At 68.5% G+C, this 14,696-nt stretch carries 20 protein-coding genes and 1 tRNA gene; 16 read left to right on the top strand and 5 right to left on the bottom strand.

The window, feature by feature from the left end; translation table 11 throughout:
- Positions 1 to 192: 192 nt before the first annotated feature.
- Positions 193 to 1,430, bottom strand: a protein-coding gene (locus tag KY497_RS00960; protein ID WP_219869600.1) for an IS3 family transposase whose coding sequence is annotated in 2 segments (ribosomal slippage) — positions 193 to 1,145 and positions 1,145 to 1,430 — 1,239 coding nt in all. Because the reading frame shifts where the segments join, the coding sequence is not laid out codon by codon here.
- 148 nt (positions 1,431 to 1,578) lie between these two features.
- On the opposite strand from KY497_RS00960, the gene KY497_RS00955 reads away from it, so the two are divergent.
- The 5 genes from KY497_RS00955 (at position 1,579) to KY497_RS16475 (ending at position 4,917) form a co-directional block, all read left to right on the top strand.
- Positions 1,579 to 3,201 (top strand): sodium-dependent transporter, encoded by a 1,623-nt coding sequence (locus KY497_RS00955; RefSeq protein ID WP_055869823.1) that lies wholly within the window; start codon positions 1,579 to 1,581, stop codon positions 3,199 to 3,201.
- Positions 3,198 to 3,332 carry a methionine/alanine import family NSS transporter small subunit gene (locus KY497_RS00950; protein WP_082524373.1) on the top strand — a complete coding sequence of 45 codons (135 nt, stop codon included), beginning with the start codon at positions 3,198 to 3,200 and terminating at the stop codon, positions 3,330 to 3,332. Before KY497_RS00955 ends, KY497_RS00950 begins: the two co-directional genes overlap by 4 nt.
- Positions 3,333 to 3,422: 90 nt before the next feature.
- Positions 3,423 to 4,058: a GyrI-like domain-containing protein gene (locus tag KY497_RS00945; RefSeq protein WP_219869599.1), complete on the top strand. Its 636-nt coding sequence runs from the start codon at positions 3,423 to 3,425 to the stop codon at positions 4,056 to 4,058.
- Positions 4,059 to 4,120: 62 nt separating this feature from the next.
- Positions 4,121 to 4,345, top strand: coding sequence for a DUF1206 domain-containing protein (locus KY497_RS16480; RefSeq protein ID WP_258185790.1), 225 nt, complete (start codon positions 4,121 to 4,123; stop codon positions 4,343 to 4,345).
- 110 nt (positions 4,346 to 4,455) lie between these two features.
- Positions 4,456 to 4,917, top strand: a complete 462-nt coding sequence (locus tag KY497_RS16475) for a DUF1206 domain-containing protein (RefSeq protein ID WP_258185789.1) — start codon at positions 4,456 to 4,458, stop codon at positions 4,915 to 4,917.
- A gap of 19 nt (positions 4,918 to 4,936) precedes the next feature.
- On the opposite strand, the gene KY497_RS00935 is transcribed toward KY497_RS16475, so the two are convergent.
- Positions 4,937 to 5,584 (bottom strand): LysE family translocator, encoded by a 648-nt coding sequence (locus KY497_RS00935; RefSeq protein ID WP_017828038.1) that lies wholly within the window; start codon positions 5,582 to 5,584, stop codon positions 4,937 to 4,939.
- Positions 5,585 to 5,660: 76 nt separating this feature from the next.
- The gene (locus KY497_RS00930) at positions 5,661 to 6,053 is read right to left on the bottom strand and encodes a nuclear transport factor 2 family protein (RefSeq protein WP_055876889.1); all 393 of its coding nucleotides are present in this window, start codon (positions 6,051 to 6,053) and stop codon (positions 5,661 to 5,663) included.
- Between the two features lie 90 nt (positions 6,054 to 6,143).
- Here KY497_RS00930 and KY497_RS00925 point away from each other — a divergent pair, with 90 nt between their 5' ends.
- The 9 genes from KY497_RS00925 to KY497_RS00890 all read left to right on the top strand — a co-directional run bounded on the left by KY497_RS00925 (position 6,144) and on the right by KY497_RS00890 (position 11,960).
- Positions 6,144 to 6,524, top strand: coding sequence for a helix-turn-helix domain-containing protein (locus KY497_RS00925; protein ID WP_055869835.1), 381 nt, complete (start codon positions 6,144 to 6,146; stop codon positions 6,522 to 6,524).
- Positions 6,525 to 6,567: 43 nt separating this feature from the next.
- Positions 6,568 to 7,875 carry an aminotransferase class V-fold PLP-dependent enzyme gene (locus KY497_RS00920; protein WP_219869598.1) on the top strand — a complete coding sequence of 436 codons (1,308 nt, stop codon included), beginning with the start codon at positions 6,568 to 6,570 and terminating at the stop codon, positions 7,873 to 7,875.
- The gene (gene sufU, locus KY497_RS00915) at positions 7,872 to 8,306 is read left to right on the top strand and encodes a Fe-S cluster assembly sulfur transfer protein SufU (protein WP_017828042.1); all 435 of its coding nucleotides are present in this window, start codon (positions 7,872 to 7,874) and stop codon (positions 8,304 to 8,306) included. Before KY497_RS00920 ends, sufU begins: the two co-directional genes overlap by 4 nt.
- 16 nt (positions 8,307 to 8,322) lie before the next feature.
- Positions 8,323 to 9,264 carry a GNAT family N-acetyltransferase gene (locus tag KY497_RS00910; RefSeq protein WP_219869597.1) on the top strand — a complete coding sequence of 314 codons (942 nt, stop codon included), beginning with the start codon at positions 8,323 to 8,325 and terminating at the stop codon, positions 9,262 to 9,264.
- A 59-nt stretch (positions 9,265 to 9,323) separates the two neighbouring features.
- Positions 9,324 to 9,965: an NADPH-dependent F420 reductase gene (locus KY497_RS00905; protein WP_055869845.1), complete on the top strand. Its 642-nt coding sequence runs from the start codon at positions 9,324 to 9,326 to the stop codon at positions 9,963 to 9,965.
- A gap of 113 nt (positions 9,966 to 10,078) precedes the next feature.
- Positions 10,079 to 10,744: a GntR family transcriptional regulator gene (locus tag KY497_RS00900; protein WP_258185787.1), complete on the top strand. Its 666-nt coding sequence runs from the start codon at positions 10,079 to 10,081 to the stop codon at positions 10,742 to 10,744.
- Between the two features lie 110 nt (positions 10,745 to 10,854).
- Positions 10,855 to 11,100 carry a hypothetical protein gene (locus KY497_RS00895; RefSeq protein ID WP_055869848.1) on the top strand — a complete coding sequence of 82 codons (246 nt, stop codon included), beginning with the start codon at positions 10,855 to 10,857 and terminating at the stop codon, positions 11,098 to 11,100.
- Positions 11,097 to 11,231 (top strand): hypothetical protein, encoded by a 135-nt coding sequence (locus tag KY497_RS16470; protein WP_258185785.1) that lies wholly within the window; start codon positions 11,097 to 11,099, stop codon positions 11,229 to 11,231. Before KY497_RS00895 ends, KY497_RS16470 begins: the two co-directional genes overlap by 4 nt.
- A gap of 153 nt (positions 11,232 to 11,384) precedes the next feature.
- On the top strand, positions 11,385 to 11,960 hold the full coding sequence (locus tag KY497_RS00890; protein ID WP_258185784.1) for a hypothetical protein: 576 nt from the start codon (positions 11,385 to 11,387) through the stop codon (positions 11,958 to 11,960).
- A 21-nt stretch (positions 11,961 to 11,981) separates the two neighbouring features.
- Here the strand turns inward: KY497_RS00890 and KY497_RS00885 are convergent, their stop codons facing one another.
- Positions 11,982 to 12,821 (bottom strand): SDR family oxidoreductase, encoded by an 840-nt coding sequence (locus tag KY497_RS00885; RefSeq protein ID WP_219869596.1) that lies wholly within the window; start codon positions 12,819 to 12,821, stop codon positions 11,982 to 11,984.
- A gap of 130 nt (positions 12,822 to 12,951) precedes the next feature.
- Between KY497_RS00885 and KY497_RS00880 the strand changes: the two genes are divergently transcribed.
- Complete coding sequence (locus tag KY497_RS00880; protein ID WP_017828049.1) at positions 12,952 to 13,536, top strand: hypothetical protein; 585 nt, start codon at positions 12,952 to 12,954, stop codon at positions 13,534 to 13,536.
- Between the two features lie 64 nt (positions 13,537 to 13,600).
- Positions 13,601 to 13,673, top strand: a tRNA-Arg gene (locus KY497_RS00875).
- A gap of 57 nt (positions 13,674 to 13,730) precedes the next feature.
- On the opposite strand, the gene KY497_RS00870 is transcribed toward KY497_RS00875, so the two are convergent.
- Positions 13,731 to 14,666: a LysR family transcriptional regulator gene (locus KY497_RS00870; protein WP_017828050.1), complete on the bottom strand. Its 936-nt coding sequence runs from the start codon at positions 14,664 to 14,666 to the stop codon at positions 13,731 to 13,733.
- Between the last annotated feature and the right edge of the window lie 30 nt (positions 14,667 to 14,696).

Genomic DNA, 14,696 nt, shown 5'->3' with positions numbered 1-14,696 from the left:
GATAACGATGTTGATGCGGAGGCCGTAAGCGCAGCCATCGAAGCTGCACGCGACTTCAGTGGAGCACGCGGGCACCTTCAGCGAGCATCAGAGCTGCTGGCCGACGGGAAGAACCCTGACTGCCCGAACTCGATCAAGGAGTCTGTCTCGACGGTCGAAGCAGTGGTGTGTGAATCGGCCTGATTTTCGTTCCTATCGGGAGCCTTGTCCGACAGGTGCCGGATTGGCTGATTCCTGGTCAGCGTAATACGCCTGTTCGACCTCGGCGGGTGTTCGCATGTCGAGCTGACCGTGGAGGCGGGAGTTGTTCCACCACCACACCCATTCGAGGGTCGCGAGCTCGACCTGCTCGACGGTGCGCCAGGGCCCGCGCTGGCGGATCAGTTCGGTCTTGTAGAGGTTGTTCACGGCCTCGGCCATCGCGTTATCAAAGCTGTCGCCGACGGTCCCGGTTGAGGGGACAGCGCCGAGTTCGACGATCCTCTCGGTGTAGACCATCGCGGTGTAGTTCGACCCGTGGTCCGCGTGATGGATGAGTCCGTCGAGGCGCCCACCGGCATTCCAGGCGGCCATGTCCAGGGCCTGCATCGGCAGGATCTCGGAGCGCAGCGTCGCCGCAACGTTCCAGCCGACGATGCGGCGGGAGTAGACATCGGTGACGAATGCGACGTAGGCGAACCCGGACCAGGTGGCGACGTAGGTGACGTCGCAGACCCAGAGCCGTCGCGGCGCCGGCGCGGTGAAGCGACGGTTCACGAGATCACTCGGCAGCACTGTGGTCGTGTCGGAGCGGGTCGTGAACACGCGCTTCGACTTGCGGACACCGCGAACCCCGGCGAGGCGCATGAGGCGTTCGGTCTGGTCGCGACCGATGTCCCAGCCTTGCCGTCGCATGAGGGCGTGCATCTTCCGGCGCCCGTAGACGCCGTAGTTCTCCGCATGCAGCCGGGCGATCTCGGGCACGAGCAGATCATCCTGCAGCTGCCGCGCGGACGGCGCGCGGCCCACCGCGGCGCGATAGCCACGTGAGGTGAAGAATCCTCTCACCGCCGGTCGCAGGACCTGCCAGATGAGCTCGACCCCGAAACGATCCCGGTGTTCGTTGACGAACCGGATCATCTCGTCGAGGGGTGGTCGAGCTCCTTCGCGAAAAAGATGCTCGCAGCCCTGAGGATCTCGTTCGCCTTCCGCAACTCCGAGACCTCCTTCTGCAGCCGCTTGATCTCCGCCGCCGCATCCGTCGTCAACCCGGGCTTCACGCCCGCGTCGACCTCGAAGCGGCGCTGCCAGAGGCGCAGTGTCTCCGGGCTCATCCCGAGCAGCCCGGCGACGTGACGGACCGCGCTCATCATGTTCGGGTGCGACGGTCGCGTCTCCGCGAGCATCCGCAACGCCCGCTCACGCATCTCCGGCGAATACTTCCTGTTCATCGTGTTCCATCCTTGCTTGAAGAACGGAACGAAAGTCAGGCCGATTCACAAGAACCCCCGCTCAGGCGGGGGTTTTCTCGTTGGTTCCTGCGCGGGGGAATCCGGTGTCGAGTGCGAATCGGGCCTGCCCTCGGGTAGTCTCGCCCGCATGGCAACCGCAACGACGCAGACCCACAAACGCGAGGCGTTCAGCTCGCGGAACGTGTTCATCCTCTCGGCGATCGGCTCCGCGGTCGGCCTCGGCAACATCTGGCGGTTCCCCTACGTCGCCTACGAGGGCGGCGGCGGTGCGTTCCTGATCCCGTACCTGTGCGCCCTGCTCACGGCCGGCATCCCGCTGCTGTTCTTCGACTACGCGATCGGCCACCGTTTCCGCGGATCGGCACCGCTGGCGTTCCGCCGCATGCACCGCGCTGCCGAGCCCCTCGGCTGGTGGCAGGTGCTCATCTGCGTCGTCATCGCCGTCTACTACGCGGTGATCATCGCCTGGGCGGCCATGTACACCTGGTTCTCGGCCCAACTCACCTGGGGTGCGGGCAACGAGAACGACTTCTTCTTCATCGACTTCCTGCGCTCGGCCGACGTCGCCGAGGTAGGCGTGTCCACCGAGTTCGTGCCGCAGGTCGGCATCCCGCTCGTCGTGGTCTGGCTGATCGTGATCGTCATCATGGCGCTGGGCGTGAAGCGCGGTATCGGCCGGGCGAACATGATCCTGATGCCGTTGCTCACCATCATGTTCGCGATCCTCGTGGTGCAGTCACTGTTCCTCCCGGGTGCGATGGACGGCCTGAACGCGTTCTTCACCCCGAACTGGGAGGCTCTGGCCGATCCCGGGGTCTGGGCATCCGCCTACGGCCACATCTTCTTCTCGCTGTCCGTCGCCTTCGGCATCATGGTGACCTATTCCTCCTACCTGAAGCGCAAGACTGATCTCACCGGCTCCGGACTCGTCGTCGCGTTCGCGAACTCGGGCTTCGAGATCCTCGCCGGGATCGGTGTCTTCGCGGCTCTCGGCTTCATGGCGCAGGCGCAGGGCACGGAGGTCGCCGGCGTCGCATCCTCCGGCATCGGACTCGCCTTCATCGCCTTCCCGACGATCGTGTCGCAGGCGACGGGTGGGTCGATCATCGGGGTGCTGTTCTTCGGGGCACTGGTGTTCGCCGGTGTCACCTCTCTGATCTCGATCCTCGAGGTGATCGTGGCCGCGCTGCAGGACAAGCTCGGCTGGGCTCGGGTGCGCACCACGCTCACGGTCGCGATCCCGCTGGCGATCATCTCGATGGCGCTCTTCTCCACGACCACGGCCTTGTCGGTGCTCGACACGGCGGACGCCTTCGTCAACTCCTTCGGCATCATGGCGGTCGCGCTGGTGGCCGTGATCATCGTGGCCTGGCTGCTGCACAAGCTGCCGGTGCTGGTGGAGCACCTGAACCGGCGCTCCAGCTTCCGTGTGGGGACGATCTGGAAGGTGCTCGTCGGCGTTCTCGCGCCGGTGGTGCTCGGATACCTCTTCATCAGCGAACTGATCGCCAAGACCTCCGAGCCGTACAGCGGCTACCCCGGCTGGTTCCTCGCGATCTTCGGCTGGGGGATGGTCATCGCGCTGGTCGTGCTGGCTCTGATCCTGTCGGCACTGCCGTGGAGCGGGCGCTCGCACGCGAAGGACGATCCCGAGTACGACGAGTTCCTCTCGAAGGAAGAATACGAACCGGATGCGGAGACCTCGGCGATCCCGCTGATCGACACGACCACGAAGGGAGCCGGCGCATGACCACGACAGCGATCGTCATGATGATCATCGCGATGGTCACGGTCTGGGGCGGCCTCGTCGCCGGGATCGTGAACCTCGCGCGCCATCCCGAGGAGTCGGAGACCGAGCCCGCGCCGCCCGTCGAACTCTGACGGTGCGCTGAGGGTGCACTGACGGCGCCGTTCGAGGGACCGGCGTCCGCCCCCGTGCGACACTGGGCCCACGGACCAGGGAGGCACATCATGGTGGCCATCGACCCCAAGAAGACACTCGACGCGTATCGGGCGAAGCGGGGGGAGTTCCGCATCGTCGAGGTGCCGCCCCTGCAGTACCTGATGATCGACGGCGCGGGGGATCCGAACACCTCGCCCGCCTACCGGGACGCCGTCTCTGCCCTGTTCCCCGTGGCGTACGCGTTGAAGTTCGCGAGTCGGAGCGAGCTCGGCGTCGACACCGTGGTGATGCCCCTCGAAGGGCTCTGGCATGCACCCGACATGGAGTCGTTCACCTCCCGGCGCGACAAGTCGGCATGGATGTGGACGTCGATGACCATGGTCGGCGACCACATCACCGCGTCGATGTTCGCGCACGCTGTGGAATCCGTGGCGCAGAAGGCGGCGAAGAAGAAGGAGCCGATCCCGGCGCTGGATGCTGTGCGGCTCGAGACGCTCGAGGAGGGGACCTGTGTGCAGACGCTGCATGTGGGTCCGTTCGACGACGAGGGTCCGGTGCTCGACGACCTCCACCACCGGTTCATTCCCGAGAACGGTCTGCAGATGCGCGGACGCCACCACGAGATCTACCTGAGCGATCTGCGTCGCACCGACCCTGCGAAGCTGCGCACGATCCTCCGGCAGCCGGTGACGCGGGGCGTCTGAGCGGTGGGAGCCGGGAACGCAAGCCCCTCCGCGGCCTCCCGCACGACGGATACGCTTCAACGATGAGCACGGTCAAACACGTGGCGCGCGTCGCCAAAGGGTCCTCCGCATTCCGGCGGATCGCCCGTGCCGGATTCGTCGTCCTCGGCCTGATCCACGTCATCATCGGGTCGATCGCGATCTCCATCGCCGCCGGCGCCTCGGGCGACGCCGACCAGGACGGTGCGATGGAGCAGATCCGCCAGAACCCGGAGGACTGCTGCTCGTCTTCGTCGCGGCCGGTCTGATCGCGCTGGCCGTATGGCAGATCGCGAGCGCGTTCCTCGCCGCCGACCCGGCAGAGACCAAGAAGTGGGGTCAGCGCGTCAAGCTCTTCGGCATCGCCCTCGCCTACCTCGTGGTCGCCGGCATGGCGCTCATCTACGCCGTGGGCGGCAACGCTGATTCGGAGACCGCCTCGAAAACCCTGAGCGCGATCCTCCTCTCGGCACCGGGAGGGGTCGCGCTGCTCGTCGTGGTCGGTCTCTCCGTGGTCGGAGTCGGGGTCGGATTCGTCGTGGGCGGATTCACCCGCGGCTTCGAGAAGCTGCTCGATCTGCCGTCGGGGGCCGCGCGCGGCGGCATCGTGACGCTGGGCGTGATCGGCTACTTCGGCAAGGGCGTCGCGGTGGCCGTGACCGGGGTGCTCTTCGTCGTGGCTGCCGTCACCCAGGACCCGGAGAAGGGCGCAGGGCTCGATGCCGCCCTGCACAGCCTGCTCGAGCTGCCCCTCGGTGGACTCGTCCTGGGAGCGGTGGGAGCGGGTTTCGCGGTGTACGGCGTCTTCTGCATCGCTCGGGCCCGCTTCGCGCGCATGTGACCGCGACCTCCGAGAGCCCTCAGGCGGTCGCGGGCTTCTCGCTCCACACCAGCAGGAAGGCTCCGAGCGCGATCATCAGTCCTCCGCCCGACGCGCCCATCGCCTCGATGCGTCCAGGCGAGCGGCCGAACCAGTCGCGGGCGGCGCTCGCGAGGAGCACCCACACCGCATCGCAGGTCACACCGATCGTCACGACGATCGCTCCGAGCAGGAAGAGCTGCGCGGGAACGGACCCGGCATCCAGGTCGACGAACTGCGGCAGGATCGCGAGGAAGAACGCGATGGACTTCGGGTTGGTCACCCCGACGACGAAGCCTTCGGCGAACAGCCGCCACCCCGAGCGTCGCGTGGGTGCCGATGCCATCGCTCTCGCCGCGTCCTTGCGGTGACGGATGGCCTGGATGCCGAGGAAAATCAGGTACCCGGCGCCGAGCACCTTGACGATCGTGAACAGCACGACCGACTGCGCGATCACCGTCCCGACGCCGAGCGCCACGGCCACGACGAGGAGGATGGACCCGACCGCCGTGCCCAGGATGCTGAGGAAGCCGCCCATCCGCCCGAGCGCCATCGCCCGCCCGATGGTGAACAGCACGGTGGGCCCGGGGATCACGACCATGACGAAGGCTGCGACGACGAAGGCGAGCAGCGTGTCCTGGGCGATCATGGGATGAGCCTAGACGCGGAGGCACCGGACGGTCGAGCTCCCGATCGTCCGGTGCCCGCGACCAGCGGCCGCTCGATCAGGCCGTTCCCCAGAAGCGGTCCTCGGCCTCCTGGTCCTCGCTCATCAGCCAGACCTCGGCGATCCGGCCGTCGGCGACCCGGAAGACGTCGACCCCGTGCTGGTCGAGATCCTCGTGCCCCTCGCGCTGGGCGCGGAAGCGCACAGTGGCCGAGACGAGGCTGCCGCTCTCGGTCGCCGATTCGGTTTCGAGTGCGAACGTGCCGCCGCTCAGCTGCATGAAGCGACCCAGGTGCGCGAGGATCGCGTCCGGTCCGACATGGTCCCCGGACACCTGGTTCGCCCCCGGCTGGTGCCAGACGGCATCCGGATGGAAGGTCGCGGCCAGCGCTTCCATGTCTCCGGCGGCCATGGCCGCACCGTACTGTCCTACGACGTCGATAGCCGACATGATGCTCCTTCTCGATGGGTCGGTACTGTGGAGCATCCAGCGTCTCGACAGCGGCGCGGTTACTTCAACGTCACCCGGAAGGAGCGGCGAATGTCGAGCACGTGGACGGTGTTCTCCGCCAGCTGCCCCTCGCGCGCCTCGCTCGCGCGCATCGCGAACAAATGGACGGCGATGATCGTCGTGCTCCTGCACGAGCAGCCGCTGCGCTTCGGCGAACTGCACACCCGGATGGACGGGATCGCGAAGAAGGTGCTCGTCGACACGCTCCGTGCTCTCGAACGCGACGGGATGCTGGACCGCGCGGTCGGCGAAGACGGCCATTCGCGCTACCTGCTCACCCCGCTCGGACGCACCCTGTACGAGCCGCTCCAGGCTCTGCAGGTCTGGGCCGAGTCGCATGTGGAGGATGTGCGCGAAGCGCAGGACCGCTACGACGAGGTCGCCGACGCGAAGATGCTCGACGGGCACTGACCGCCTGCGCCCACCCGTCGCCCACAGGTGGGAAACTGGAACGATGAGCGTTTCTCCCGGTGTCGACGTGATCGCCCCCTTGAACGAGGCCGAGGTGCGGCGCATCCGCGGGGACTTCCCCATCCTGGGTGCGCGGGTGCATGGGCATCCGCTCGTGTACCTGGATTCGGGAGCGACGTCGCAGCGACCGACCGCGGTCCTCGACGCCGAGCGTGACTTCGCCACCTCCTTGAACTCCGCGGTGCACCGCGGTGCGCACACGCTGGCGGCCGAGGCCACAGAGCTGTTCGAAGACGCGCGCGCCGCCGTCGCCCGGTTCGTGGGAGCCGCCGACGACGAGATCGTCTGGACCTCGAATGCGACCGAGGCGATCAACCTCGTCGCGTACTCGATGTCGAACGCGTCGCTCGGGCGCGGGGGAGCCGCCGCCGAGCGATTCCGGCTCCGCGAGGGCGATGAGATCGTGACCACCGAGATGGAGCACCACGCGAATCTCATCCCGTGGCAGGAGCTCGCTGCACGCACCGGTGCGACGCTCAAGGTCATCCCCCTCGACGACGACGGCGCTCTGCGGCTCGACGCCGCGGCCGAGCTGATCACCACGCGCACGAAGCTCGTCGCATTCACGCATGTCTCGAACGTGCTCGGAGTGATCAACCCCACCGATCAGCTGATGGCCCTCGCGCGGGAGGTCGGTGCCCTGACCCTGCTCGACGCGTGCCAGTCCGCGCCGCATCTGCCCCTCGACGTCCGCGCCCTCGATGTCGACTTCGCCGTGCTGTCGGGCCACAAGATGCTCGGCCCCACCGGCATCGGCGCCCTCTACGGTCGCCGCGAGGTGCTGGCAGCCCTGCCGCCGTTCCTGACGGGCGGGTCGATGATCACGACGGTCACCACGACCGAGGCCGAGTACCTTCCACCGCCGCAGCGCTTCGAAGCCGGCACACAGCGCGTCTCGCAGGCGATCGCGCTCGCCGCGGCTGTCGGCTACCTGACCGAGGTGGGGATGCCGCGCATCGCCGCGCACGAGGCGGCCTTCGGGCGCCGACTCGTCGACGGGCTGAGCGCGATCGACGGGGTGCGCGTGCTCGGCGCCGGAATCGATCTTCCCCGTGTGGGCCTGGCGAGCTTCGACGTCGAGGGCATCCACTCGCACGATGTGGGGCAGTTCCTCGACGACCTCGGCATCGCCGTGCGCGTCGGCCACCACTGCGCGCAGCCGTTGCACCGACGCCTGGGCGTCACCTCGTCCACCAGGGCGAGCACCTACCTGTACACGACCGATGCCGAGGTGGACGCCGTGATCGAGGGCGTCGCCGGAGCGATCGACTTCTTCCGGAGGGGCGCATGAGCGACCTGCAGAACCTGTACCAGGAGCTGATCCTGGACCACTCGCGCACGCCGCACGGCTACGGACTCCGCGAGGAGATCCCGGCGCAGTCCCACCAGCTGAACCCGACCTGCGGTGACGAGATCACCCTCCAGGTGCATCGCGACGCCGACGGCAGCGTCGAGGCGATCGCCTGGGAGGGCCACGGGTGCGCGATCTCCCAGGCCTCGGCCTCCCTGCTGGCGGAGCTCGCCGAAGGACTCAGCGTCGAAGACCTCGAGGTGCGCATCGCCGCATTCCGTGAGGCCATGCGATCCCGCGGCAAGATCGAACCCGACGAGGAGCTGCTCGGCGACGCCGCGGCCCTCGGCGGAGTGTCGAAGTACGTCGCCAGGGTCAAGTGCGCCATGCTCGCCTGGGTCGCCGCAGAGGACGCGCTGACCCGCAGCTGAGGTGCAGGATGGAGGCATGCCCCTGCACCTGACGCCTCTGCCCGCCGCGCGCTTCGACGAGTGGAGGGCGGCGTCGCGGCAGCGCCTCATCGACGGCAACAGGCGCTCGGGACGACGCCTCGGCGCAGACGCGGTCAGCCACGTCGAGCACACCTTCGACGAGCTGTTCCCCGAAGGCGTCGCGACATCGACGGCGTGGGTCGCGAGCATCGTGGATGACGCGGATGGCGAGCTCGGAACGCTCCTGCTGGCCCTGAACGGTCAGAAGCTGTTCCTCCTCGACGTCGTCTTCGAGACGACGTCGACGGATGCCCGGCGCGACGATCTTCTCCACGGCATCCTGCAGATCGCCCGTGACAGGGGCGCGACGCAGATCGCCATGCCGCTCTTCCCGCAGGACGCGGCCGCACGGGCATTCGTCGAGGGACGCGGGTTCGAGGTCGCCTCGATCCAGATGGTGCTGGAGCCGCTTCCGGTGCGCGAGGTCGCCGGACACGTCGATGTGCGGCCGATGACCGCGGAGCGTTTCCCCCGTTTCGTCGCGGCGTCGGAGGAGGGGTTCGCGCACGACCTCGTCGAGTCCGGCCGGTACACGCCGGAGGAGGCCGCCGCCGAGTCGCATCGTCAGATGCGGGCGGAGCTTCCGGACGGACTCGACACCGAGGGGCAGGAGCTCTTCACCGCCACCGTCGCCGGCACCGAGGTCGGCATCCTCTGGTTCGGCGTGCGTCGGCGCGACGGCCGACAGCAGGCGTTCATCCTCGACATCGAGGTGGCTGCGGAGCAGCGCCGCAAGGGGTACGGGCGCGAGCTGATGCACGCCGCCGAGCGCGAGGCCCGCCGGCTCGGCGCGGAGTCGATCGGGCTGCACGTCTTCGGCTTCAACGAGGGAGCGGTCGAGCTTTACGAACAGCTCGGCTACCGGCGCACCGAGGAGAGCCTGCTGCGCGACCTCTGATCCGCGGTCACGAGACGACTCGACGGGAATAGCCGCGCGCGCCTGACGTTGGTCCCCACATGACAACTCTCGGAATCATCGGTGCAGGACACATCGGCAGCCAGGTCGCGCGCGTGGCGATCGCGAACGGCTACGACGTGGTGATCGCCAACTCTCGCGGGCCGGAGACGCTCGCCGATCTGGTCGCCGAACTCGGCCCCAAGGCTCGGGCGGCCACCGCGCAGGAGGCCGCTGCCGCTGCCGACGTCGCGGTCGTCACGGTGCCGCTCCGCGCCATCGACGACCTCCCCGCCGAGCAGCTCGCCGGCAAGATCGTCCTCGACACGAACAATTACTACTTCGAGCGGGACGGCCGCATCGAGGCCCTCGACAAGGGCGAGACGACGACGTCGGAGCTGGTGCAGCGCGCCCTCCCTGACTCGAAGATCGCGAAGGCGTTCAACCACATCTTCGCTTCGGAGATCACGTCCGACGGCACACCTGCCGGCACCCCCGATCGTCGCGCACTGGCCACGGCCGGTGATGACGCGGAGGCCGTCGCCTTCGTGACCCGCTTCTACGACGAGGCCGGATTCGACACGGTCAATGTGGGGCCGCTGAGCGAGTCATGGCGAGTCGAGCGAGACCGTCCCGCCTACGTGGTCCGGCAGAACGCCGAGGAGCTCACCGCGAACCTCGCGATCGCGAACCGCCTGCCCTGAGCACCGGTGCGGCGGGGGAGGCGGAGAGCTCGCTCGCCGCAGGGCCCGCACCCACGCGACCCTTGGGATACCAAAAGTTGGAGGAACACCGCCCGGAGTGCGAGAATGCCCAGATGGCGGGGGCTATGGCAGCAGGCGGCGAACTCGAGTCGGTGAGAGTCACGCGCGTCCTTCGCGACGACATCATCCTCGGGCGGCGCAGACCGGGAGCACGGCTCGTCGAGCGCGACATCGCGGCGGAACTGAACGTCTCCCGGCTCCCGGTTCGCGAAGCCATCCGCACGCTCGTGGCCGAGGGGATCGTCGTCGCACGCCCCCGTACCTGGGCGGTCGTGCGGGAGTTCACCCGCCGCGATATCCAGGACTTCGCCGAGGTGCGCGAGGCCATCGAGACGCTGATCTTCGTCTTCGCAGCCGAGCGGCACGATGAGGCCGGGATCGCCCGCATCCGTGGAGCCTACGAACGCGAACTCGAGGCCGTTCGCGCCGAGGACTCCGAGGCGGCCAGGGTCGCCGCGGCGGAGTTCCACGAGATCGCGGTCGAGCTCGCGGCGAACGAGATGCTCGGCGAGCTCATCGCCGTCTTCCTCACGCGTCTGCGCTGGTTGTTCGGGCAGCACGACGACCTGCTCGCGATGGCGGACGAGCACCGCATCATCCTCGAGGCGATGACGGCGCGCGACACCGAAGCGCTGCGTCGGATCGTGCCGGCGCACTTGGCCAGCGGACAGTCCGCAGCCGAGCGACGTCTCGCTGAGCGCGGCGATCTGAGCGCCTGACCCGTCGGGCCCACCGTCTCTCGCGGTCGGGGGACTGCAGAGACGGCTCCGGTTGTATATTGGGGCGATCGGAGTCGGTCCGGAACTGTTGCGCTGTCCTGGGGAGCGAGATGCGGAATCTTGCTGTCGCTGTCGGATGCCTCCTGCTGGTCGGTGGGATCTCGCTCGTCGTGATCGCCGACCAGGAGCGTCTGGAGTCGATCGCCGCGGTCAAGGCGGAGATCGTGAGGATCGAGCGCGCGCTGGATGAATCTCGCGGCGAGAACCTGGAGCTCGCAGAGAAGCTCACAGCCCTTCGCTCGCAGCTCGCCGATCAGGACGCGGACATCGCCGACACGACGGGATTCCTGCCGTGATCCGGCGCGTGCTGGCTGTCACGGTCGCGGCCTCCGTGCTGCTCGTCGGGGGGATGGTCGGCAGAGCCGACGCTCTCGAGAACGAGAGATCGGCAGCCATCGCGCAGCTCGAGGCCCTGAACGACCGATAACACGACGCCAGTCAGCGCACTGACTACCTCGACGCCGCCGTCGGCCGCGCGGAGCAGGACACCGCAGAACGTGCCGCGGTCCTCGCCCTGCGCCCGGCCTTCCTCGCCGAACTGCAGGCGCTGACCACCGCGCTCCAGGGGGCGGAGGGGCGGGTGGACACGGCCACGCATCGCCCCGCCGCACTCTCGGCGCAGCAGACTGTCGTCGCAGAGAAGGAGAACCCCGACACGGTCGCCGCGGCCACGGCCACCGTCCACGCGCTCGCCGAGAAGGTGGGCACCGAGGTCGCCTCGTGGCAAGCGGCTCAGAGCTCGGGCCCCGGTGGGCCGGCATGGTCGTCGAGCGGCCCGGACGGGTATGCGCGGGTGCGGGCAGCCCTCGACCTCGTCGGGGGCGGGGGCGTCGGACTCTACGAGTCCTCGTCGTGTGCGGGCGGCAACGCCCCGGCGTGCGCCAACAGCAACGGATACATCAAGTACCGCGCCGATATCGTGAACTGGAGCGACGGTCGGCTGAACTGGGCCATGGCGCACGAGCTCGCGCACATCTATCAGTTCCGCGTGTGGGGCTCGCTCACGTCGTCCGGAGCCTACGGGGTGCTGTTCGGCAGCGACCCCGAGTTCCTCGCCAACTGCATGGCCGTGGTGCGGGGGTACCCCGGATCGGTCAGCTGCGACGGCGAGCAGCAGGCCTGGTCCTCGGGCATCTGGGTGGGCGCCGTCCGCTGAGCGGAGTCGCTCAGGCCCGGATCAGTCCGCCGGTGTCGTCGTGTCGATGGCGGCACGCAGCGGCCGCCGCATCACCCGCCAGTACGACGACGGCGCGACGCGGGTGAGCACATCGATCAGGCGGGCCTCGCGTCCGACCATGGTGCGCGCGGAGCGTCGTTCGGTCGCCCGGACGATGCGCGCCGCCGCGTCCGTGGGCTCGGTGTGGTACATCCGGGCCTGCGCGGCGGCGGCGCGGGCGGCCACGGCCGGATCGATCGCGGCGGCGTACCGACCGTGCAGGATGATGCCGGTGCGCACGCCCGCGGGGTAGACGGCGCCGACGCTGACCGAGGTGCCCTCCAGCTCATGCCGCAGTGCCTCGGAGAAGGCGCGCACGGCGAACTTGCTCACGGCGTAGGGGATGCGTCCGGCGGGGGCGGCGAGTGCGTAGACGCTGGCCAGGTGCGTGATGTGCGCGGCCGGAGCTGCGCGGAGCGCGGGGAGGAGCGCCTTGGTGATCGAGACCGTGCCCCACAGGTTCACATCGGTGAGCCAGCGCATCTCCTCCATCGTGAGCTGGTCGATGTCGCCGAGCATCGATGATCCGGCGCACGTGATCAGGGCATTGATGCGCGGGTGCCCCTCGGCGATGCTTGCGGCGGCGGCGAACACGGCGTCGTCATCGCGCAGGTCGACGACGTGCGTCGTCACGTGGGCGTCGGTGAGTTCCGCGGCGATGGTCGCGAGCGCCGCAGCGTCGTGATCGATGAGCGCGAGGTGCGTTCCTCGACCGGCGAGCAGACGCGCGATGTCGGCGCCCATCCCGTTGGCGGCTCCGGTGATCACGGTGGTGCTGCCGGTGAGGTCGAGGTGCTTCATGTGGCTCCTGCGGCGCGCGATCCGGGTGCGAACCCGCGGATGTCGGATGGGTGGGGCAAGCTGATTCCGAACCATTCTGGCCGACACCGGGCCGCAGTGATACCGGTACGCTCAAGGAGAGGAGGTACCGGTGGGACGGACAGCGGATGCCATCGCCGAAGGCGTTGCGATCGCGACCGCTGCTGCGCGCCTCGCGGTGAAGAACCACATCCTCATCGGCACCATCGCCGAAGACGGCGTCTTCGACATGGACAAGTACATCGACGATGCGCGTGAGGCGCTTCGCGCCATGGCCGAGGAATCGGAAGAGGCTGCGGCCACCGTCACCGCCCTCCGCAAACGCGCGAGAGGTCGGCACTCCGATCCGGTGGGAACGCACGACTATCGCGACCGCGATGTGCGCAACCTCCGCCGTCGGGCCAAGCAGTCCACCGGTGTGGCCGTGCGTCTGCGCGAGATCATGCAGGACCGCGAGCGGCTCGCCGAGATCGTCGAGGAGGCGAGAGACGCCGCCTGGGCCGACGTGCGCCACAACCTCGACCGTCGCCTGCGCGTCGAAGGCATGCGTCCCGATCAGGATCCCGACTACAACCGCATGCGCGAAGCGCGTATGCAGGCGCTTCGGCTCGTCGATCTGCAGGCGCTCTCGTCGGAGCAGAGAGCCAAGGCCAAGCGGCGGAAGAAGCAGCAGAAGGCGGCCTCGGCCGACGAGTGAGGCCTCGTTTCGCTTTCCCGTCGCGACTGTTGTAGGCTGTTCTACGGCCCGCTGAGCGGGCTGGGCGCCCGTAGCTCAATGGATAGAGCATCTGACTACGGATCAGAAGGTTAGGGGTTCGAGTCCCTTCGGGCGCACACTGTGTTGAGACAGTAAAGGAACGGCTTCCACTTCGGTGGGGGCCGTTTCTGCGTTCAGAGCAGGCTCGTGATGGCCGGGTCGCGGTGCGCGACCTCAGCGGCCGTGGCGACGATGACCTCGCGGATCGCGGCGACGGCGACGGCAGGGGTCACATCCGCACGGTGGGCGAGGCTCACGGTGCGGGTCATCATCGGATGCGTCAGTCGAACCGACCGCAGGGCGGGCCGATCGAGCAGCACCATCGCCGGGACCACCGCGACACCGACACCGCGCTCGACGAAGCGCAGCACCGCATCCATCTCGGCGCCCTCGAGCACGTGGGTGGGCCGGAGCCCCTCCGAGCGGAAAGCGGCATCGGTCGTCGCACGGAGCTCGTAGGTCTCGTCGAGAGCGATCAGCGGGAGCGTGGCGAGGTGGGCGAGGCTCATCGCGGGCATGGTCGAGACCGGCGGCTCGGCGGCGGCGGAGATCACGACGAGCTCTTCGGCGAGCAGCGGGGTGCGCGTGAGGCTGAAGCCCGAGGGCGGTGGGCCGTCGGATTCGGTGATGAGGGCGATGTCGACGGCGCCGACGGCGAGCTGTTCGACGAGCCGGCGGGAACCGCTCTCGGTCAGATGCAGATCGACGCCCGGATGACTCGCGTGGAAGGAGCGGATCGCCTCGGCGACCAGGCTGATACAGAGCGTGGGCGGCGCACCCAGGCGTACGCGTCCGCGGCGGAGTCCTGCCAACTCGCCCATCTCGTCGCGGATGGCATCGGCCTCGGCGAGCATGCGCTGTGCGCGGGGGAGCAGCGTCTCGCCCGCAGCCGTGAGGGCGATGTGGCCGCGTGCGCGGTGGAACAGCTCGGCGCCGAGCTCGCGTTCGAGCGTCGAGATCTGCCGGCTCAGCGACGGCTGTGCCAGGTGCAGGTGCTCGGAGGCGCGGGTGAAGTGTCCGAGACGCGCGACCTCGACGAACCCGCGGAGCTGCTCGAGGTTCATGGCCATAGCCTACCCGCATCGTTTCCAGTCGAACTA

Origin of the sequence: Microbacterium sp. PAMC22086, from assembly GCF_019443525.1 — a bacterium.
In the GTDB taxonomy this organism is placed as follows: domain Bacteria; phylum Actinomycetota; class Actinomycetes; order Actinomycetales; family Microbacteriaceae; genus Microbacterium; species Microbacterium maritypicum.
Note: the sequence above shows the minus strand (reverse complement) of the source record. Positions and strands in the feature narration are given on the sequence as shown.